This window comes from Stenotrophomonas sp. Bg11-02 (assembly GCF_002836635.1).
In the GTDB taxonomy this organism is placed as follows: Bacteria; Pseudomonadota; Gammaproteobacteria; order Xanthomonadales; family Xanthomonadaceae; genus Stenotrophomonas; species Stenotrophomonas lacuserhaii.
In genome coordinates this window covers 1-16,034 of sequence record NZ_PJAY01000050.1, presented here as the reverse complement: position 1 = coordinate 16,034, position 16,034 = coordinate 1, and the positions used below count along the sequence as shown (strand labels likewise).

Sequence of the window (16,034 nt, the reverse complement as noted above, 5' to 3'; positions counted from 1 at the left end):
AAGCCTGCCGTTGGTCACCGGCGTACCATGGGCGGCATGAGCCCCCTGCATGACGACAAGCGACCGGCCTACAGCCGGCGCAGCCACGATATCGCCCCCTTCCACGTGATGTCCCTGCTGGCGCGTGCGCAGGCGCTGGAACAGGCCGGCCACGATGTGATCCATCTGGAAATCGGCGAGCCGGACTTCACCACCGCCGCACCGGTGGTGCGTGCCGGGCAGGTCGCACTGGCCGCCGGCCACACCCGTTATACCGCCGCGCGCGGCCTGCCTGCGCTGCGCGAAGCGATCGCCGGTTTCTACCGCCGCCAGTACCACCTGGATATCGACCCGCAGCGGATCCTGGTCACCCCCGGCGGTTCCGGCGCGCTGCTGCTGGCCAGCAGCCTGCTTGTGGACCCGGGCAGGCAGTGGCTGCTGGCGGACCCGGGTTATCCGTGCAACCGGCATTTCCTGCGTCTGGTGGAAGGCGGCGCGCAGCTGGTGCCGGTCGACGCCGGCACGGCTTACCAGCTCACTCCAGACCTGGTGGCCACGCACTGGAACGAACACAGTGTCGGGGCGCTGCTGGCCTCACCCGCCAATCCCACCGGCACGGTGTTGTCGGCATCGGAGCTGGCGGCGCTGTCACAGGCGCTGCACGCGCGGGGTGGGCACATGGTGGTGGATGAGATCTACCACGGCCTGACCTACGGCATGGACGCGGCCAGCGTGCTGCAGGTCGACGACTCGGCCTTCGTGCTGAACAGCTTCTCCAAATACTTCGGCATGACCGGGTGGCGACTGGGCTGGCTGGTGGCACCGCCGGCCGCAGTGCCGGAACTGGAGAAGCTGGCCCAGAATCTGTACATCAGCGCCTCCAGCATCGCCCAGCACGCCGCGCTGGCGTGCTTCGAAGACGAAGCGATGGCGATCTTCGAACAGCGCCGCGAAGCCTTCCGGCAGCGACGTGATTTCCTGCTGCCGGCGCTGCGCGAACTCGGTTTCCGCATCGAGCTGGAACCGCAGGGCGCGTTCTACCTGTACGCGGATGTCAGTGCATTCACCGACGACGCGCAGGCGTTCTGCGCGCATTTCCTGGAAACCGAGCACGTGGCGTTCACCCCCGGCCTGGATTTCGGCTTCCACCGGGCCAACCAGCATGTGCGGCTGGCCTATACGCAGGAAATCCCACGCCTGCAGGAAGCGGTGGAACGAATCGCGCGCGGGCTGCGTACGCTGCCCCGGTAGTGACGGCCGTCACTACCGAAAGAAAAACGCCGCCCGGAGGCGGCGTCTTTCATTCCGTCATTTACCGCCCAGGCGCTCCCACAGGAAGCTGTAAGCCAGTGCGGACATGTGCGCGGCCTGCGCATTGTTCGCCGCACCGCCATGACCGCCTTCGATGTTCTCGTAGTAGGTCACGTCCTTGCCGGCGTCGATCATCTTCGCCGCCATCTTGCGCGCATGGCCCGGATGCACGCGGTCATCGCGGGTGGAAGTGGTGAACAGCACCGGCGGGTACGTCTTCTTCGCATCGAACAGGTGATACGGCGAGAACGTCTTGATGTACTCCCAATCGGCGGTGTCCGGATTGCCGTATTCGGCCATCCACGAGGCACCGGCCAGCAGATGGCTGTAGCGCTTCATGTCCAGCAGCGGCACCTGCACCACCACCGCACCGAACAGCTCCGGGTACTGGGTCAGCATGTTGCCGGTCAGCAGGCCGCCATTGCTGCCGCCCTGCACGCCCAGGTGCCTGGCCGAAGTGATCTTCCGCGCGACGAGATCGCGCGCGACCGCGGCCATGTCCTCATACGCCTTGTGGCGGTTCTGCTTCAGCGCGGCCTGGTGCCAGCGCGGCCCATATTCGCCTCCGCCACGGATGTTGGCGACCACGTACACCCCGCCCTTTTCCAGCCACGCACGGCCCATGCCGCCGGAATAATTCGGGGTCAGCGAGATCTCGAAACCACCATAGCCGTACAGCAGGGTCGGGTTCGAACCATCGCGCGGCATGTCCTTGGCGTGCACCACGAAGTACGGCACGCGGGTGCCGTCCTTGCTGGTGGCGAAGTGCTGTTCGATGACCTTGCCTTCGGCATCGAAGAACGCCGGCATGGTCTTCAGCACCTCCGGCTTGCTGCCGATCTCGGCCAGCGCCAGGGTGGTCGGGGTCAGGTAATCGGTGGCGGTCACCCACACGGCGTTGCTGTCGTTGCTGTCCACCGCGCCGACACCCAGCGTGCCGAATGCCGGCGCACCGACAAACTCACTGCCGGTCCAGCCGTTGGCGCCGGGGGTCAGCACGCTGAGTCGGTTCTTGACGTCGTCCAGCACGTTCAGCACCACGTGGTCCTTCGTCCACACCGCACCGGCCAGCGAGGTGGTGTCGGTCGGGGCGAACAGCACGTCGAAATCGCGCTTGCCGGCGAGGAAGTCCTCCAGCCTGGCCGCCAGCAGCGAGCCGGCCGCGTAGATCTTGCCACCCACCGTCCACGGCTCGCGCAGCTCCAGGCTCAGCCACTGCTTGTGCAGGCCCTTTTCAGCCGAGTTCGGCGCGTCGATCTTGCTCAGCTTGCCATCGTCGGCGCGCAGGTACAGCTCGTTGTTGTAGAAGGCCAGCGTGCGGCTGACCAGGTTGCGCTCGAAGCCCGGGGTGTCATCGTGAACGGCCGCGATGTACATGTCGTCCGGCTTGCCTTCATACACCACCTGCGCCGACGCCAGCGGCGTGCCGCGCTTCCACAGCTTGGCTACCCGTGGGTAACCGGAGGTGGTCATCGAGCCATCGCCGAAATCGGTATAGACGAACACGCTGTCACGGTCCACCCAGCCCAGCCCGCCCTTGGATTCGGGCCGGAAGAAGCCATCGGTGACCCAGCTGCGGCTGGCCAGGTCGAACTCACGGGTGACATCGGCATCGGCGCCGCCACGCGACAGCGCGATCAGGCAACGGTCGTACTCCGGCCGCAGGCATTCCACGCCGTGCCACACCCAGTTCTCGCCTTCGGCCTTGTTCAGCGCATCCAGGTCGATCACCGTTTCCCACTGCGGCGACGCCTTGCGGTACTCGGCCAGGGTGGTGCGGCGCCACAGCCCGCGTTCGTGCTGCTTGTCTTTCCAGAAGTTGTAGTAGTACTCGCCGATCTTCTCCACGCCGGAAATCTTGGCGTCCGAATCGAGCACTTCACGGATGCTGGCTTCCATCTGGGCGAACGCTGGCGACTGCGCAAGACGGGCTTCGGCCTTGGCATTCTGCTCTTTCACCCATGCCAGCGGCTTGTCACCGGCAACCTCTTCCAGCCAGGCATACTGATCGTTCTGTTCAGTTTCAGCGGCCACGGCGGTCCCCACCGAGGCAGCGGTCATCATGCCGGCCAGCAGGCAGGCGGAAGCGAGTCGTGACATTGCGGTTCCAGGCAGTCATAAGCTGCAGAACGCTATCACAGGGCCTGCGCCCTGCCCCCGTGTCGAAGGTCAGGCCGTACGGACCGCGCGCGTTCCCCGCCGCCGCGCCTGCACGCGCCGGCGTTGCCAACGCGGCAGGGGGAAGCGCAGCAGCGACCACCAGGCCACCAGCGGCATGCCCAGCAGCCACAGCGGCATCCAGCCAAGCCAGCCGGTGCTGCCGCGCGCGGCCGGCCACACCAGCACCATCGCCAGCCCGGCCAGCGCGGCGTGCCTGACGCATCGCAGCAGGCGCGGGTCCGGACCGGTGTCCGGCGAAGGAGAGCGGGCAGGCTGACGTGGGCGCATGGAGGTCTCCGAAGGCGAAAAAGGGTTTCGAGTCGCCACCTTGCCCCTGTCGTTTCTCACCAGCTGCGACATCTCACGGTCAGACACCATTGACGAATCCCTCGCGCGCATTCGACCATGCTTGCGCAAGCCCTCCTGGAGCCCGCTTTCCCATGCCGTCGATCCGCCCGTTGTGTGCTGTCCTGCTGACCACCCTGATCGTCGGGCCGGGTTGTGCGATGTTCCGTTCCAGCGCGTCCAGCGCGCCGGAGCCGGTGGCCGTGGCCGATCAGGACGATCGGGGGGCGCCGATCAACCTGCAGCGCTTCATGGGCACCTGGTATGTGATCGGCCGCGTGCCGAATTTCATTGAACGCGGCCATGTCGCCAGCGTCAATGAATACACCCTGCGCGAGCCGCAGAAGATCGGCATCACGTATCGCTATCGCGATGGCTTCAGTGAACCGCTGCAGGAAATCCAGGCGCGCGCCTCGGTCGACGAAGACAGCGGCAACCACGACTGGCGCACCTGGTTCTACCGCGTGGTACCGACCCATTCGCGCGTGCTGGAAGTGGCACCGGATTATTCATGGGCGCTGGTCGGCTATCCCGGCCGTGAGATGGCGTGGATCTTCGCGCGCAAGCCCGAAATGGAAAACGGTCTGTACAAGAAGCTGGCCGAACGCCTGCGCGACGAGTACGGGGTAAACACCGACAAGCTCAAGCGGGTGCCGCAGCAGCGCAGCCAGGTCGACAAACTCGGCTACGAAGTGCCCAACCAGCGCTGAGCGTCGGCCACCGCGCCGGGCACTACCCGGCGCTGGGGTCACTTCCGGCTGTAGTGCGCGACCAACCTGTCGCCCAGCATCTGCAGCAGCTGCACCAGCACCAGCAGCAGCACCACGGTGACCAGCGCCACGTCGGTATGCGAGCGCTGGTAACCATCGCGGAATGCGAGATCACCCAGGCCACCGGACCCGATCGCACCGCCCATCGCAGTGAAACCGATCAGTGCCACGGTGGTCACCGTCGCGCCGGCGATCAGGCCGGGGCGGGCTTCGGGCAACAGCACGCGGCTCACCAGCTGCCAGGTGGTGGCGCCCATCGCCTGAGTGGCCTCGATCACCCCGCGGTCCACTTCGCGCAGCGCCGTCTCCACCAGCCGCGCGTAGAACGGCGCTGCCCCGATCACCAGCGGCACGATGGCACCACGCACACCCAGCGAGGTGCCCATGAGCCCCAACGTGACCGGAATCAGCACGATCATCAGGATGATGAAAGGCACCGAACGCAGCAGGTTCACCACCAGCGCCAGCGCCCCGTAGGCAACCGGCCTGCGCCGCAGTTGTGGTGAGCCGAACAGGTACAGCAGCACGCCGAGCGGCAGGCCGATGGCCAGGGTCAGCGGCAGCGACCCGGCCAGCATCAGCAGCGTGTCGACGGTGGCCTGTCCGATATCGGCCCATTTGCCGGCGTCCAGGTGGCGGAAGAAGCCGCCGTTGCTTGCGAAGATCATCGGCGCAATTCCTCTACGTGCACGCCGGCAGCGGCGAATGCCTGTTGCGCAGCAGCCTGGTCGCCGCCGACCAGCGACACGATCAGCTGCCCGTACGGGGTGTCCTTGATGCGGTCGATGCGGCCTGACAGGATGTTGTAATCCACGCCGGTCTGGCGGGCGACGCTGCCCAGCAGCGGTTGGTAGGTGTCAGCACCAAGGAACGTCAGCCGCACGATGGTGCCGCCAACGGTATCGAAATCACCGTGCAGCGTGCCCTCGTCGATGTGCTCGGATTCGCTGACGAAACGGCGCGTGGTCGGATGCTGCGGATGCAGGAACACATCGGTGACCGGCCCCATCTCCACCAGTTCACCAGCATCAAGCACTGCCACGCGGTCGCAGACCCGACGGATCACATCCATTTCGTGGGTGATCAGCACGATGGTCAGGCCCAGTTCCCGGTTGATCTTCGACAGCAGCCCAAGCACCGAAGCGGTAGTCTGCGGATCCAGTGCACTGGTGGCCTCATCGCACAGCAGGATCCGTGGGCCGGTGGCCAGCGCGCGCGCGATGCCGACCCGCTGCTTCTGCCCGCCGGACAGCTGTGCCGGGTACTTGTCCGCATGCGCCTGCAGGCCGACGGTCTGCAGCAGTTCGGCCACCCGGGCGTCGATCTGCGCCCGTGGCGTGCCGGCCAACTCCAGCGGGAAGCCGACGTTGGACGCTACGGTGCGCGAGGACAGCAGGTTGAAGTGCTGGAAGATCATCCCGATGCGCCGACGCAGCGCACGCAGGCCGGCTGCATCCAGGGCGGTGACGTCTTCCCCTTCGATGAGCAGGCGGCCGCCGCTGGGCTCCTCCAGCCGGTTGATCATGCGGATCAGGGTCGATTTGCCCGCGCCGGAGTGGCCGATGATGCCGAACACTTCGCCGGACTCGACGGTCAGGTCCAGGGGCTGCAGCGCACTGACGGCGCGGCCGGCCACGGCATAGGATTTGTGCAGGCGCTGGAACTCGATCACGGCAGCAGCTCACCGGATGGGCGTTGGAGGGGGGCGTGCAGCCTACCAGCGCGGACGGTCTTCCGCCTATGCCGGTGAGACGAATGATATTCCGGATGGTTCTAAGCCACGTGACAGGCCTCCCGCGCGGCGAACTGCCGCCTTCGCCATGGCCGGTCCCAAGCCCGCCCTGGGCGGCGGCCGCCCCAAGAACCAGTGGAGGCGCGGGCTGCGCGATAGGAGGCGACGGAATCAGGTGTTCCTGGCCGGGCTGGCGAGGATCGAGACCGTGGTGGGCGACCACAAGCGGGCGCTGCAGAGCACCGGCAGCCTCGCCTCGGAAATGCCCACCGGCTTCAAGGGTGATCGAGCGGCTTCGGTGGCTGCTGGCGGTTCACCCGCTCACGGTGCAGCAGGTACAGGCCTGACGCCACGATGATGGCCGCGCCACTCCAGGTCCAGGCATCAGGCAACTGCTGCCAGAACAGCAGATCCCAGCCGATCACCCAGACCAGTCCGGTGTACTCCAGTGGCGCGATCATCGACGCTTCGCCCAGCTGGAAGGCCCGGGTCAGCGCGATCTGTCCCAGTGCGCCGGCCAGTCCCATGCCAGCCACCAGCGGCGCATCGGCCAGCTGCATCGGCACCCACTCCGGCCAGGCCAGTGCACCGGCCCCGACCCCCATGATCACCAGGAACCACACCACCATCGACTGCGAGGTGTCGGTGCGGGTCAACAGGCTGACGGTGATGGCGGCCACCGCATACGCCGTGGCCGCCACCAGCACCATCAGCCCGGGGATGGAAATGAACCCGTCCACGCCGGGCCGCAGCACCACGATGACCCCGAGCAGGCCGATGCCGATGGCCACCCAGCGCCGCGGCCCGACACGCTCGCCCAGCAGCGGGACCGAGAGCGCGGCGATGATCAGCGGGGCGACGAAATAGATGCTGTAGGCCGTTGAAAGCGGCAGGTCGCGCAGCGCGAACACGAAGCAGCCGATCATCACCATGCCCAGCACGCCGCGCAGCAGGTGCAGGCCCCAGCGCTTTGGAATCAAGGAACGCGGCCCGGCACTGGCAAGCACCCAGACCAGCACGAACGGCAGCGAGGCGGCGCCGCGCAGGAAGGTCACCTGCAGCGAAGGATATCCGGCCGCCAGCTGCTTCATGCCCGCGTCCATCAGCGAGAAACAGGCGACAGCGGCAACCATCCAGATGACGGCGCGCGAAGGGGAGGCGGGGGCGTTCATGGCCCATTATCGCCCTGCCACGCCGACCTTCCAAGGCGGGTTGGGTAGAATGGGGGGCACTGAATCCAGGAGTTTCCCCATGCCCTCTTTCGACGTCGTCTCCGAAGTGGACAAGCACGAGCTGGTCAATGCGGTCGACCAGGCCAACCGTGAACTGACCACGCGCTTTGATTTCAAGGGCGTGGCCGCGAAGTTCGAGCTGGAAGACAGCGTGATCTCGCAGAGCGCTCCCAGCGAGTTCCAGCTGCAGCAGATGACCGACATCCTGCGCGCCCGGATGGCCGCCCGCCAGATCGACACCAAGAGCCTGGAATTCGGCGAGGTGGAAACCAACGTCGCCGGCGCGCGGCAGAAGATCACCGTCAAGCAGGGGATCGAGCAGAAGATCGCCAAGAAGATCGCCGCCACGCTGAAGGAAGCCAAGCTGAAGGTGGAAAGCCAGATCAACGGCGACAAGCTGCGGGTGAGCGGCAAAAAGCGCGATGACCTGCAGGACGCGATGGCCCTGCTGCGCAAGAACGACTTCGAACTACCGCTGCAGTTCGACAACTTCCGCGACTGATCGCCGACTTCTCCGCCAGCCTGCCGAGCCCGCCATGACCGATTCCGTTGTTACCTCCGAAGGGCTGCCCGCCGAAGACCCCGTTGCCGCTACCCGCCTGTGGCTGGAGCGCATCGTCATCGGCTTGAACCTGTGCCCCTTCGCCAAGGCGGTCTATGTCAAAGAACAGGTGCGCTATGTGCTCAGCGATGCCACCACGCCCGAAGCGCTGGTGGAGCAGTTGGCGGAAGAACTGGTGCTGCTGCGCGATGCTTCGCCCGAACAGATCGACACGACCCTGATCATCCATCCGGACGTGCTGACCGACTTCCTGGACTACAACGATTTCCTCGACAACGCCGATGCGGCGATCGAAGCATTGGATCTGCAGGGCATCCTGCAGGTGGCCAGCTTCCACCCGCAGTACCAGTTCGAAGGCGTTGCGCCGGACGATGCCAGCAACTACACCAACCGCGCGCCCTACCCGACCCTGCACCTGCTGCGCGAAGACAGCGTGGCACGTGCGGTGGATGCCTTCCCGGACCCGGATGTGATCGTGGAGCGCAACATCCAGACCCTGGATCGCATCGGGGTGGAGGGCTGGTGGCGGCGCCTGCGCGGGCAGGACCTCTCATGAGCATCGTGCCCGCGGTTGGAGCGTGGCCCGCCGCGCCCCTGGCGGGCAAGGTGGTGCTGGTGACCGGGGGCGCCAACGGCATCGGCCGCGGCATCGCGCAGGCCGTGCTGGGCGCGGGCGGCCAGGTGATGATCGGCGACCTCGACGTGGCAGCAGGCAAGGCCTGCCTGGCCGAATGGGATCGCCCTGCCGACGCCGCCTTCCGCAAGCTGGACATCACCGCCGAAGCCAGCGCGCGCGGCTTCGTCGCGGCCGCGCTGAAGCGCTTCGGCCGCATCGACGGGCTGGTCAACAATGCGGGGATTGCCGGTGCGCACGGCACCGCGCTGGTCGACATGGAATGGGCGGAATGGCAGCGCAGGCTCTCCTCGCTGCACGGCACCTTCCTGTGCAGCAAGCACGCCCTGCCCGCACTGGCGGCCGACGGGGGCGGGGCGATCCTCAACATCGCATCGACCCGCGCCCAGCAGTCCGAACCCAACAGCGAAGCCTACGCCGCCGCCAAGGGCGGACTGCTCGCTTTCACCCATGCGCTGGCGCTCAGTGCGGGCCCGGCAGTGCGGGTAAACAGCATCAGCCCCGGATGGATCGCCACGGGCGCCTGGCAGGCGCCCACGCGCCGGCGCACGCCGAGGCTGTCCCGTGCCGACCACGCGCAGCATCCGGTGGGCCGGGTCGGCCAGCCCGAAGACATCGGTGCCCTGGCGGTGTACCTGCTGTCGGACATGGCGGGTTTCATCACCGGCCAGGACCACATCGTCGACGGCGGCATGACCCGCAGGATGATCTACGTCGACTGAAAAGCAGCCGCGTCAGCCGGCCATGCCTGAATGCCGCAACAGCGCATCGATGCTTGGCGCGCGGCCGCGGAAGGCCTGGAAGTTTTCCGCGGCGCTGCGGCTGCCGCCGCGCCCGATGATCTCATCGCGGAACCGCGCACCGGTCGCCGCCACCGCGTCCGGCGCCTCCTCGAAGGCCGCATAGGCGTCCGCACTCAGCACTTCGGCCCACTTGTAGCTGTAATACCCCGCCGCATAGCCACCGGCGAAGATATGGCTGAACTGGTGCGGGAAGCGATTCCACTCCGGCGGATGGTTCACCGCGACCTCCTCGCGCACACGTTCCAGCAAGGCCAGCACGCTGTCCTGCTGCGGTTCGAACTGGCTGTGCAGCAGCATGTCGAACAAGCCGAATTCCAGCTGTCGTACCGTGGCCATGCCGCTGTGGAAATTGCGCGCCGCCAGCATTTTCTCGTACAGCGCGCGCGGCAACGGTTCGCCGGTTTCCACGTGCGCGGTCATGCCCTGCAGGTGGCTCCACTCCCAGCAGAAGTTTTCCATGAACTGGCTGGGCAGCTCCACCGCATCCCACTCCACGCCGTTGATGCCTGCCACGCCCAGTTCGCCGATACGCGTCAGCAGCTGGTGCAGGCCGTGGCCCATTTCGTGGAACAGCGTGGTGACCTCGTTGTGGCTGAAGGTCGCCGGCGCGCCATCGGCACCGCGGCCGAAGTTGCAGACCAAGTAGACCAGCGGCGTCTGCACGCTGCCGTCGGCGCGCACGCGACGGTTGCGGCAATCGTCCATCCACGCGCCGCCGCGCTTGCCTTCGCGTGCGTACAGGTCCAGGTAGAACTGCCCCACCAGCGCTCCCTGCGCGTCTTCCAGGCGGAAGAAGCGGACGTCGTCATGCCACACCGGCGCGCTGTCCGGCTGCACCCGCAAGCCGTACAACTGCTCGATCACGGCAAACAGTCCGCCCAGCACCTTGGGTTCGGTGAAGTACTGTTTTACATCCTGCTCGGAGTAGCTGTAGCGCGCCTGTTTCAGCTTGTCCGCGGCAAAAGCCAGGTCCCAGGCCTGCAGGTGGTCCAGGCCCAGCGTGTCACGCGCGAACTGCTCCAGTTCCACGCGATCCTGGCGGGCGAAGGGCTTGGCACGCGCCGCCAGGTCGCGCAGGAACGCCAGCACGTCGGCCGGGTCGTGCGCCATCTTGGTGGCGATGGAATAGTCTGCATAAGAGGCGAAGCCAAGCAGTCCAGCCAGCTCCGCGCGCAGTGCAAGGATGCGGTCGATGTTGCCGCTGTTGTCCAGTGAGCCCTCTCCAAATTCCGAAGCGCGCTGCGCACTGGCGCGATACAGGGTCTCGCGCAGGTTCCGGTCTTCGGCATAGGTCTGCACCGGCAGGTAGCAGGGCATCTGCAGGGTCAGTTTCCAACCGTCCTTGCCGTCCTTTTCGGCGGCGGCGCGCGCCGCGGCCCGGACATCCTGCGGCAGGCCCGCCAGGCGCGCTTCGTCCTGGACGAACAACGACCAGGCGTCGGTAGCGTCGAGCACATTCTGCGAGAACCTGGCCCCCAGCGCAGACAGTTCTTCCTTGATGGCGGTGAAGCGCGCTTTGTAGGCGCCATCGAGTTCCGCGCCACCCAGGCGGAAGTCCCTCAGGGTGTTGTCCAGCACCTTGCGCCGTGGCGCATCGAAGCCGGTGGCGCCGGCGCTGGACGCCAGCGTCTGGTACTGACGGAACAGTGCAACGTTCTGGCCCAGTGCGGTGCCGAAGTTGGTCATCCGCGGCAGGTTCTGGTTGTAGGCCTCACGCAGCGCCGGCGTGTTCATCACCGCCTGCAGGTGACCGACCTGGCCCCAGGCCCGCCAGAGTCGCTCGGTGGCATCGTCGAGCGGGACCACGAAGGATTCCCACGACACCGGCTGCACCCGTTCGGCGGCGACGACGGCGGCTTCCGCGTCGGCCAGCAGCACGTCCAGCGCCGGTCCAATGTGCTCAGGCCGGATCTCGGCGAAACGCGGCAGGCCGGAGAAATCAAGCAACGGGTTGGTGGCGGTCATGGGGGCTCCAGTAGCAGGTGCCACGCGCGGTGGCATGCTGCTGGATATGGCGCCGCGCCGCCCGGATGGCAAGGGGGGTCAGATCGTTTCCAGGCTGCTCACCGGCAGCGCCGGCAAGGCGCCCCCTGCCAGTACCGCTGCAAGCACTGCATCGGCGCCCACCACGTCGATCCCCATCCGTTCATACCAGGAAGGATCGTAATAGCTGTGCGCGTAGCGCTCGCCGCTGTCACACAGGATGGTGACGATGCTGCCGCCGCGACCTGCCTCACGCATCCACTGCGCGGCCTGCAGTACGCCGATGAAATTGGTGCCGGTGGAACCGCCGACACGGCGCCCCAGGCGGCGGCTGACCTGGCGCATTGCCGCCAGCGCCAGCGCATCGGGCACCTTCACCATGGCGTCCACGCTGGTCGGGATGAAGCTGGGCTCCACCCGCGGACGGCCGATGCCTTCCACCCGTGAACCGCCTTCGCAGGTCAACTGCCGCCACGGCTCACCGGCCAGCGAGGCGCGGTAGCCGTCATAGAACACCGACACTTCAGGATCCGCGCAGAGGATGCGGGTGTCGTGCCGACGGTAGCTGACGTAGCGCCCCAGCGTGGCCGCGGTACCGCCGGTGCCTGGGCTGCAGACGATCCATTCCGGGATGGGATGCGGCTCTTCGGCCATCTGTTTGAAGATTGATTCGGCAATGTTGTTGTTGGCGCGCCAGTCAGTGGCCCGCTCGGCGAAGGTGAACTGGTCCATGAAGTGGCCGCCGGTCTCGCGCGCCAGCTGCTCGGAGGCGGCATTCAGGCCGCACGCGCTCTGCACCAGATGACAGCGGCCGCCGTGGAACTCGATCGCGGCGATTTTCTCCGGCGAGGTGCTGGCCGGCATCACCGCGATGAAGGGCAGGCCGAGCAGGCGCGCGAAATACGCTTCGGATACCGCCGTCGAACCACTGGAGGCTTCGATCACCGGCCGTCCCGCGCGCAGCCAGCCGTTGGCCAGCGCGTACAGGAACAGCGAACGCGCGAGGCGGTGCTTGAGGCTGCCGGTGGGGTGGCTGGACTCGTCCTTGAAGTACACCTCGATGCCGTCGAACCCGGGCAGGTCCATCGGAATCAGGTGGGTATCGGCCGAACGGTTGAAATCGGCCTCGATCTTGCGGATGGCGGCAGCCACCCATTCACGCTGCGACATGGCGGAATCGTTGTCCGTGGTGGAACGGTGCGGTGGACGCATTCTACGCCGGACCGTCATCCGCCGGTCGGTAGAATGGGACATCGCGCCATTCCGGGCGCCGCCATTGAAGGATCCCCATGACCCTTGCCGAACTGCAGACCGTCCCGGGCGTCGCTGCCCAGCCGCCGGCGGAAACCGCCGGCTTCGTTTTCAACCACACCATGCTGCGGGTGAAGGACGCCACCGCCTCGCTGGATTTCTACACCCGCGTGCTGGGCTACCAGCTGATCGACAAGCGCGACTTTGCCGAGGCCCGGTTCAGTCTGTACTTCCTGGCGCTGCTGCCGGCAGGCACACCGGTGCCTGAGTCGGACGCCGAGCGCCGCCTGTGGATGGCAGGCATGCCGGGGGTGCTGGAACTGACCCACAACCATGGCACCGAAGCGCAGGACGGCCCGGTGTACCACGATGGCAACAGCGATCCGCGCGGCTTCGGCCACATCTGCGTGTCCGTGCCGGACATCCAGTCGGCCTGCAAGCGCTTCGACGACCTGCAGGTGCCCTACCAGAAGCGCCTGGAAGACGGCCGCATGAAGCACCTGGCCTTCATCAAGGACCCGGACGGCTACTGGGTAGAGATCATCTCCAACGCCTGACGTGAAAAAAGGGGACGGAGGGGATTAAGTCATTTCTGGCACAATCGGGCCGCAAGCGACTTAATCCCCTCCGTCCCCTTTTCATGGAGCGTGAGCATGGAAACCAACGAGCTGCATCGCGGGCGATTGATCGACCACATCCAGCTGATCGTGCGCGATCTTGCCGCCAGCCGACGCTTCTACCAAGCGGTGTTCGACACCATCGGCATCCCCATCGCTGGCGAAGGCGAGGACTACTTCTGGGCCGATGAGCTGTTCATTTCCAGCGCGGAGAGTGACGCCGCCGCCGGCCAACTGACCGGCCGCCACCATCTGGCCTTCCAGTCACGCGACCGTGCCACCGTCGAGGCGTTCCACAAGGCAGCCCTTGCCGCCGGCGGCAAGGACAATGGCGCGCCGGGCGAACGGCCCTATCATCCCGGCTATTACGCCGCGTTCGTACTGGACCCGGACGGCAACAATATTGAAGTGGTCCATCACGGTGAAGCGCGCTACAGCGCCGATTCGGTGAAGGTCACCTTCTGACGGTCTCGACGGCCTGAAACGAAGAAGCCGGGCGCTGCCCGGCTTCCCATGTCGCGATGTGCCGAGGGGTCAGTGCGCGGCCAGATAGATGTCCTGCAGCACGGCCTTTTCCAGCTCCAGCTCGCCCAGCAGGTTCTTGACGATATCGCCAAGGCTGAGGATGCCGACCAGCGTCGCGCCTTCGGTCACCATCAGGTGGCGGCGTCGCGAATACGTCATCAGGGACATCGCCTGCTTGAGCGTGGCCTCCGGCGCGATGCCTTCCAGGCCCGTCGACGGTACGCTGGAAATCACCCGGCGGCCGGCCTGCGGACCGTCATCGGCCAGGCTGCGCACGATGTCCTTCTCGGAAATGATGCCGACCGGGGCACCGTCTTTGGTCACCACCAGGGCAGCGATCTTGTTCGCGCTCATCTTGTGCGCGGCAGCACCGATCGTATCCTCGGAATCGATGGTGATGACAGCTTCTTTCTTGGATTGCAGCAGCTCGCGGACGTTCATTCTTGTTTCCTGTTGCAGGTCACTGATTCGAAAAATGTGCTCTGCCGATGCGCCCCCTCCCCGGGGACCGACCTTCCAGCGCACGTCTGGTGCAGCGCGAACGGGGCAGGTTCAATCGCTCAATCCCACCCCGGCAGGTCGATTCTACGACTGCGACCATCGGTCACTACCGGCATCGATGACACAGTGCATCGTGGAACCAACCAACAGTCCAGAGAATGGCACTGCCGTAGAAACCGCTGCTGAACACAGCCTACGAAGTGCGCTCAAGATGCGTCGCCCTCTGCCGAGATGCGGACAGAACACCGGAGTTGTGTCCCAGTTGCAATCCGGCGTCTGTCATGACACACGCCGCGCACCCTGTTTGGACGCTGCACCCATGGCATGCAGCGTCCTGCCGCAGCGTGGTGGTTTCAGCCTGCGCCGCCCCCCATGGTTAGGGCAGTCCACGACGCCACGCGTCGCGCTCCCCCTCCTCCACGGATGTCCCCATGTCCCACCTGTTCTCCCCGTTCCAGCTGAAAGGCGTGACCCTGCGCAACCGCATCGCGGTACCGCCGATGTGCCAGTACAGCGCCACCGATGGCGTGCCCAACGCTTGGCACCTGGCGCACTACACCGGACTGGCCCGCGGCGGTGCTGGCCTGGTCATCGTGGAAGCCACCGGCGTATCGCCGGAAGGCCGCATCACTCCCGGCTGCCTGGGCCTGTGGAACCAGGCGCAGGCTGACGCACTTGCCCCGATTGCCGCCGCCATCGCCGAGACCGGTGCGGTACCGGGCATCCAGATCGGCCATGCTGGCCGCAAAGCCAGTGCCAACCTGCCGTGGGAAGGTGACGACCATATCGCCGATGACGACGCGCGCGGCTGGCCGACTCTGGCGCCCTCGCCGATTGCCTTCGGCGGCGGTCTGTCCAAGCTGCCGCAGGAAATGACGGTCGAGGACATCAAGCGCGTGCAGGCTGACTTCGTCTCCGCCGCCGAACGCGCGCGCGATGCCGGGTTCAAATGGCTGGAACTGCACTTCGCACACGGTTACCTGGCGCAGAGTTTCTTCTCCGCCCATGGCAACCAGCGCGATGACACCTATGGCGGGAGCTTCGACAACCGCGCCCGGTTCCTGCTGGAAACGGTGGCCGCGGTACGCGCGGTATGGCCGGCCGAGCTGCCGTTGACCGCGCGCATGGGCGTCATCGAATACGACGGGCGCGATGAAGAAACCGTGGCCGAGTCCATCGAACTGGTCCGCCAGATGCGCGAACGTGGGCTGGACCTGCTCAACGTCAGCGTCAACTTCGTCATCCCGACCGGCGTCGTGCCGTGGGGTACTCCCTCGTTCCTGGCGCCGATTGCCCAGCGCGTGCGCGATGAAGCCGGCATCGCGGTGGCGGTTGGCTGGTGCGTGGATGGCGCTGAAGCAGCCGAAACCATCGTGCAGGAGCAGCAGAGCGACCTGGTGATGATCGGCCGCGCGCACTTGGCCAACCCGCATTACCCGTACCAGCTGGCGCAGGAACTGGGGGTTGAAAACCCGGCCTGGACCACCCTGCCGGCGCCGTACGCGCACTGGCTGGCGCGCTACCGCGGGCCGGGCCGCGCTTCGGCGCAGTAAGCAGGAGGTTTGACGTCAACGTCAACGTCAACTTCCAAAGCCTGCGGTTCTGCTTCTGTTTCTTACACACGTCTGA

General features: G+C 66.3%; 16 protein-coding genes. 8 read left to right on the top strand and 8 right to left on the bottom strand.

Going from position 1 to position 16,034, the window contains the following annotated elements:
* Positions 1–36: 36 nt before the first annotated feature.
* Positions 37–1,230 carry a pyridoxal phosphate-dependent aminotransferase gene (locus CXG43_RS04650; protein WP_101099027.1) on the top strand — a complete coding sequence of 398 codons (1,194 nt, stop codon included), beginning with the start codon at positions 37–39 and terminating at the stop codon, positions 1,228–1,230.
* Between the two features lie 57 nt (positions 1,231–1,287).
* Here the strand turns inward: CXG43_RS04650 and CXG43_RS04645 are convergent, their stop codons facing one another.
* Positions 1,288–3,390, bottom strand: a complete 2,103-nt coding sequence (locus tag CXG43_RS04645) for a prolyl oligopeptidase family serine peptidase (protein WP_101098885.1) — start codon at positions 3,388–3,390, stop codon at positions 1,288–1,290.
* Positions 3,391–3,459: 69 nt separating this feature from the next.
* Positions 3,460–3,738, bottom strand: a complete 279-nt coding sequence (locus CXG43_RS04640) for a hypothetical protein (RefSeq protein WP_101098884.1) — start codon at positions 3,736–3,738, stop codon at positions 3,460–3,462.
* Positions 3,739–3,890: 152 nt separating this feature from the next.
* On the opposite strand from CXG43_RS04640, the gene CXG43_RS04635 reads away from it, so the two are divergent.
* Entirely contained in the window at positions 3,891–4,505 is a 615-nt protein-coding gene (locus CXG43_RS04635) for a lipocalin family protein (protein WP_101098883.1), read from the top strand.
* Positions 4,506–4,543: 38 nt separating this feature from the next.
* On the opposite strand, the gene CXG43_RS04630 is transcribed toward CXG43_RS04635, so the two are convergent.
* The 3 genes from CXG43_RS04630 to CXG43_RS04620 form a co-directional block, all read right to left on the bottom strand.
* Positions 4,544–5,233 (bottom strand): methionine ABC transporter permease, encoded by a 690-nt coding sequence (locus CXG43_RS04630; protein ID WP_101098882.1) that lies wholly within the window; start codon positions 5,231–5,233, stop codon positions 4,544–4,546.
* Complete coding sequence (locus tag CXG43_RS04625) at positions 5,230–6,237, bottom strand: methionine ABC transporter ATP-binding protein (RefSeq protein ID WP_101098881.1); 1,008 nt, start codon at positions 6,235–6,237, stop codon at positions 5,230–5,232. Before CXG43_RS04625 ends, CXG43_RS04630 begins: the two co-directional genes overlap by 4 nt.
* Positions 6,238–6,572: 335 nt before the next feature.
* Positions 6,573–7,469, bottom strand: coding sequence for a DMT family transporter (locus tag CXG43_RS04620; RefSeq protein WP_101098880.1), 897 nt, complete (start codon positions 7,467–7,469; stop codon positions 6,573–6,575).
* A gap of 79 nt (positions 7,470–7,548) precedes the next feature.
* Between CXG43_RS04620 and CXG43_RS04615 the strand changes: the two genes are divergently transcribed.
* From CXG43_RS04615 to CXG43_RS04605, 3 genes are read left to right on the top strand one after another with little or no spacing between them, the layout of a single operon-like run.
* A complete protein-coding gene (locus CXG43_RS04615) occupies positions 7,549–8,031 on the top strand; it encodes a YajQ family cyclic di-GMP-binding protein (RefSeq protein WP_057508881.1) in 483 nt (160 codons plus the stop codon).
* Between the two features lie 34 nt (positions 8,032–8,065).
* Complete coding sequence (locus tag CXG43_RS04610) at positions 8,066–8,647, top strand: DUF1415 domain-containing protein (protein ID WP_101098879.1); 582 nt, start codon at positions 8,066–8,068, stop codon at positions 8,645–8,647.
* Entirely contained in the window at positions 8,644–9,447 is an 804-nt protein-coding gene (locus CXG43_RS04605) for an SDR family oxidoreductase (RefSeq protein WP_101098878.1), read from the top strand. The genes CXG43_RS04610 and CXG43_RS04605 overlap by 4 nt, the downstream gene beginning before the upstream one ends.
* 12 nt (positions 9,448–9,459) lie before the next feature.
* On the opposite strand, the gene CXG43_RS04600 is transcribed toward CXG43_RS04605, so the two are convergent.
* Both CXG43_RS04600 and CXG43_RS04595 read right to left on the bottom strand, forming a co-directional pair.
* The gene (locus CXG43_RS04600) at positions 9,460–11,493 is read right to left on the bottom strand and encodes a M3 family metallopeptidase (RefSeq protein WP_101098877.1); all 2,034 of its coding nucleotides are present in this window, start codon (positions 11,491–11,493) and stop codon (positions 9,460–9,462) included.
* Between the two features lie 78 nt (positions 11,494–11,571).
* Entirely contained in the window at positions 11,572–12,681 is a 1,110-nt protein-coding gene (locus tag CXG43_RS04595) for a PLP-dependent cysteine synthase family protein (protein WP_101099026.1), read from the bottom strand.
* Between the two features lie 119 nt (positions 12,682–12,800).
* Here CXG43_RS04595 and gloA point away from each other — a divergent pair, with 119 nt between their 5' ends.
* Together gloA and CXG43_RS04585 are read left to right on the top strand one after the other, a co-directional pair.
* Positions 12,801–13,319, top strand: coding sequence for a lactoylglutathione lyase (gene gloA / locus CXG43_RS04590; protein WP_101098876.1), 519 nt, complete (start codon positions 12,801–12,803; stop codon positions 13,317–13,319).
* Positions 13,320–13,415: 96 nt separating this feature from the next.
* Entirely contained in the window at positions 13,416–13,844 is a 429-nt protein-coding gene (locus CXG43_RS04585) for a VOC family protein (protein ID WP_101098875.1), read from the top strand.
* Between the two features lie 69 nt (positions 13,845–13,913).
* On the opposite strand, the gene CXG43_RS04580 is transcribed toward CXG43_RS04585, so the two are convergent.
* Positions 13,914–14,345: a CBS domain-containing protein gene (locus tag CXG43_RS04580; protein WP_101098874.1), complete on the bottom strand. Its 432-nt coding sequence runs from the start codon at positions 14,343–14,345 to the stop codon at positions 13,914–13,916.
* Between the two features lie 491 nt (positions 14,346–14,836).
* Here CXG43_RS04580 and CXG43_RS04575 point away from each other — a divergent pair, with 491 nt between their 5' ends.
* Complete coding sequence (locus CXG43_RS04575) at positions 14,837–15,958, top strand: NADH:flavin oxidoreductase/NADH oxidase (RefSeq protein WP_101098873.1); 1,122 nt, start codon at positions 14,837–14,839, stop codon at positions 15,956–15,958.
* The last annotated feature ends 76 nt before the right edge of the window (positions 15,959–16,034 follow it).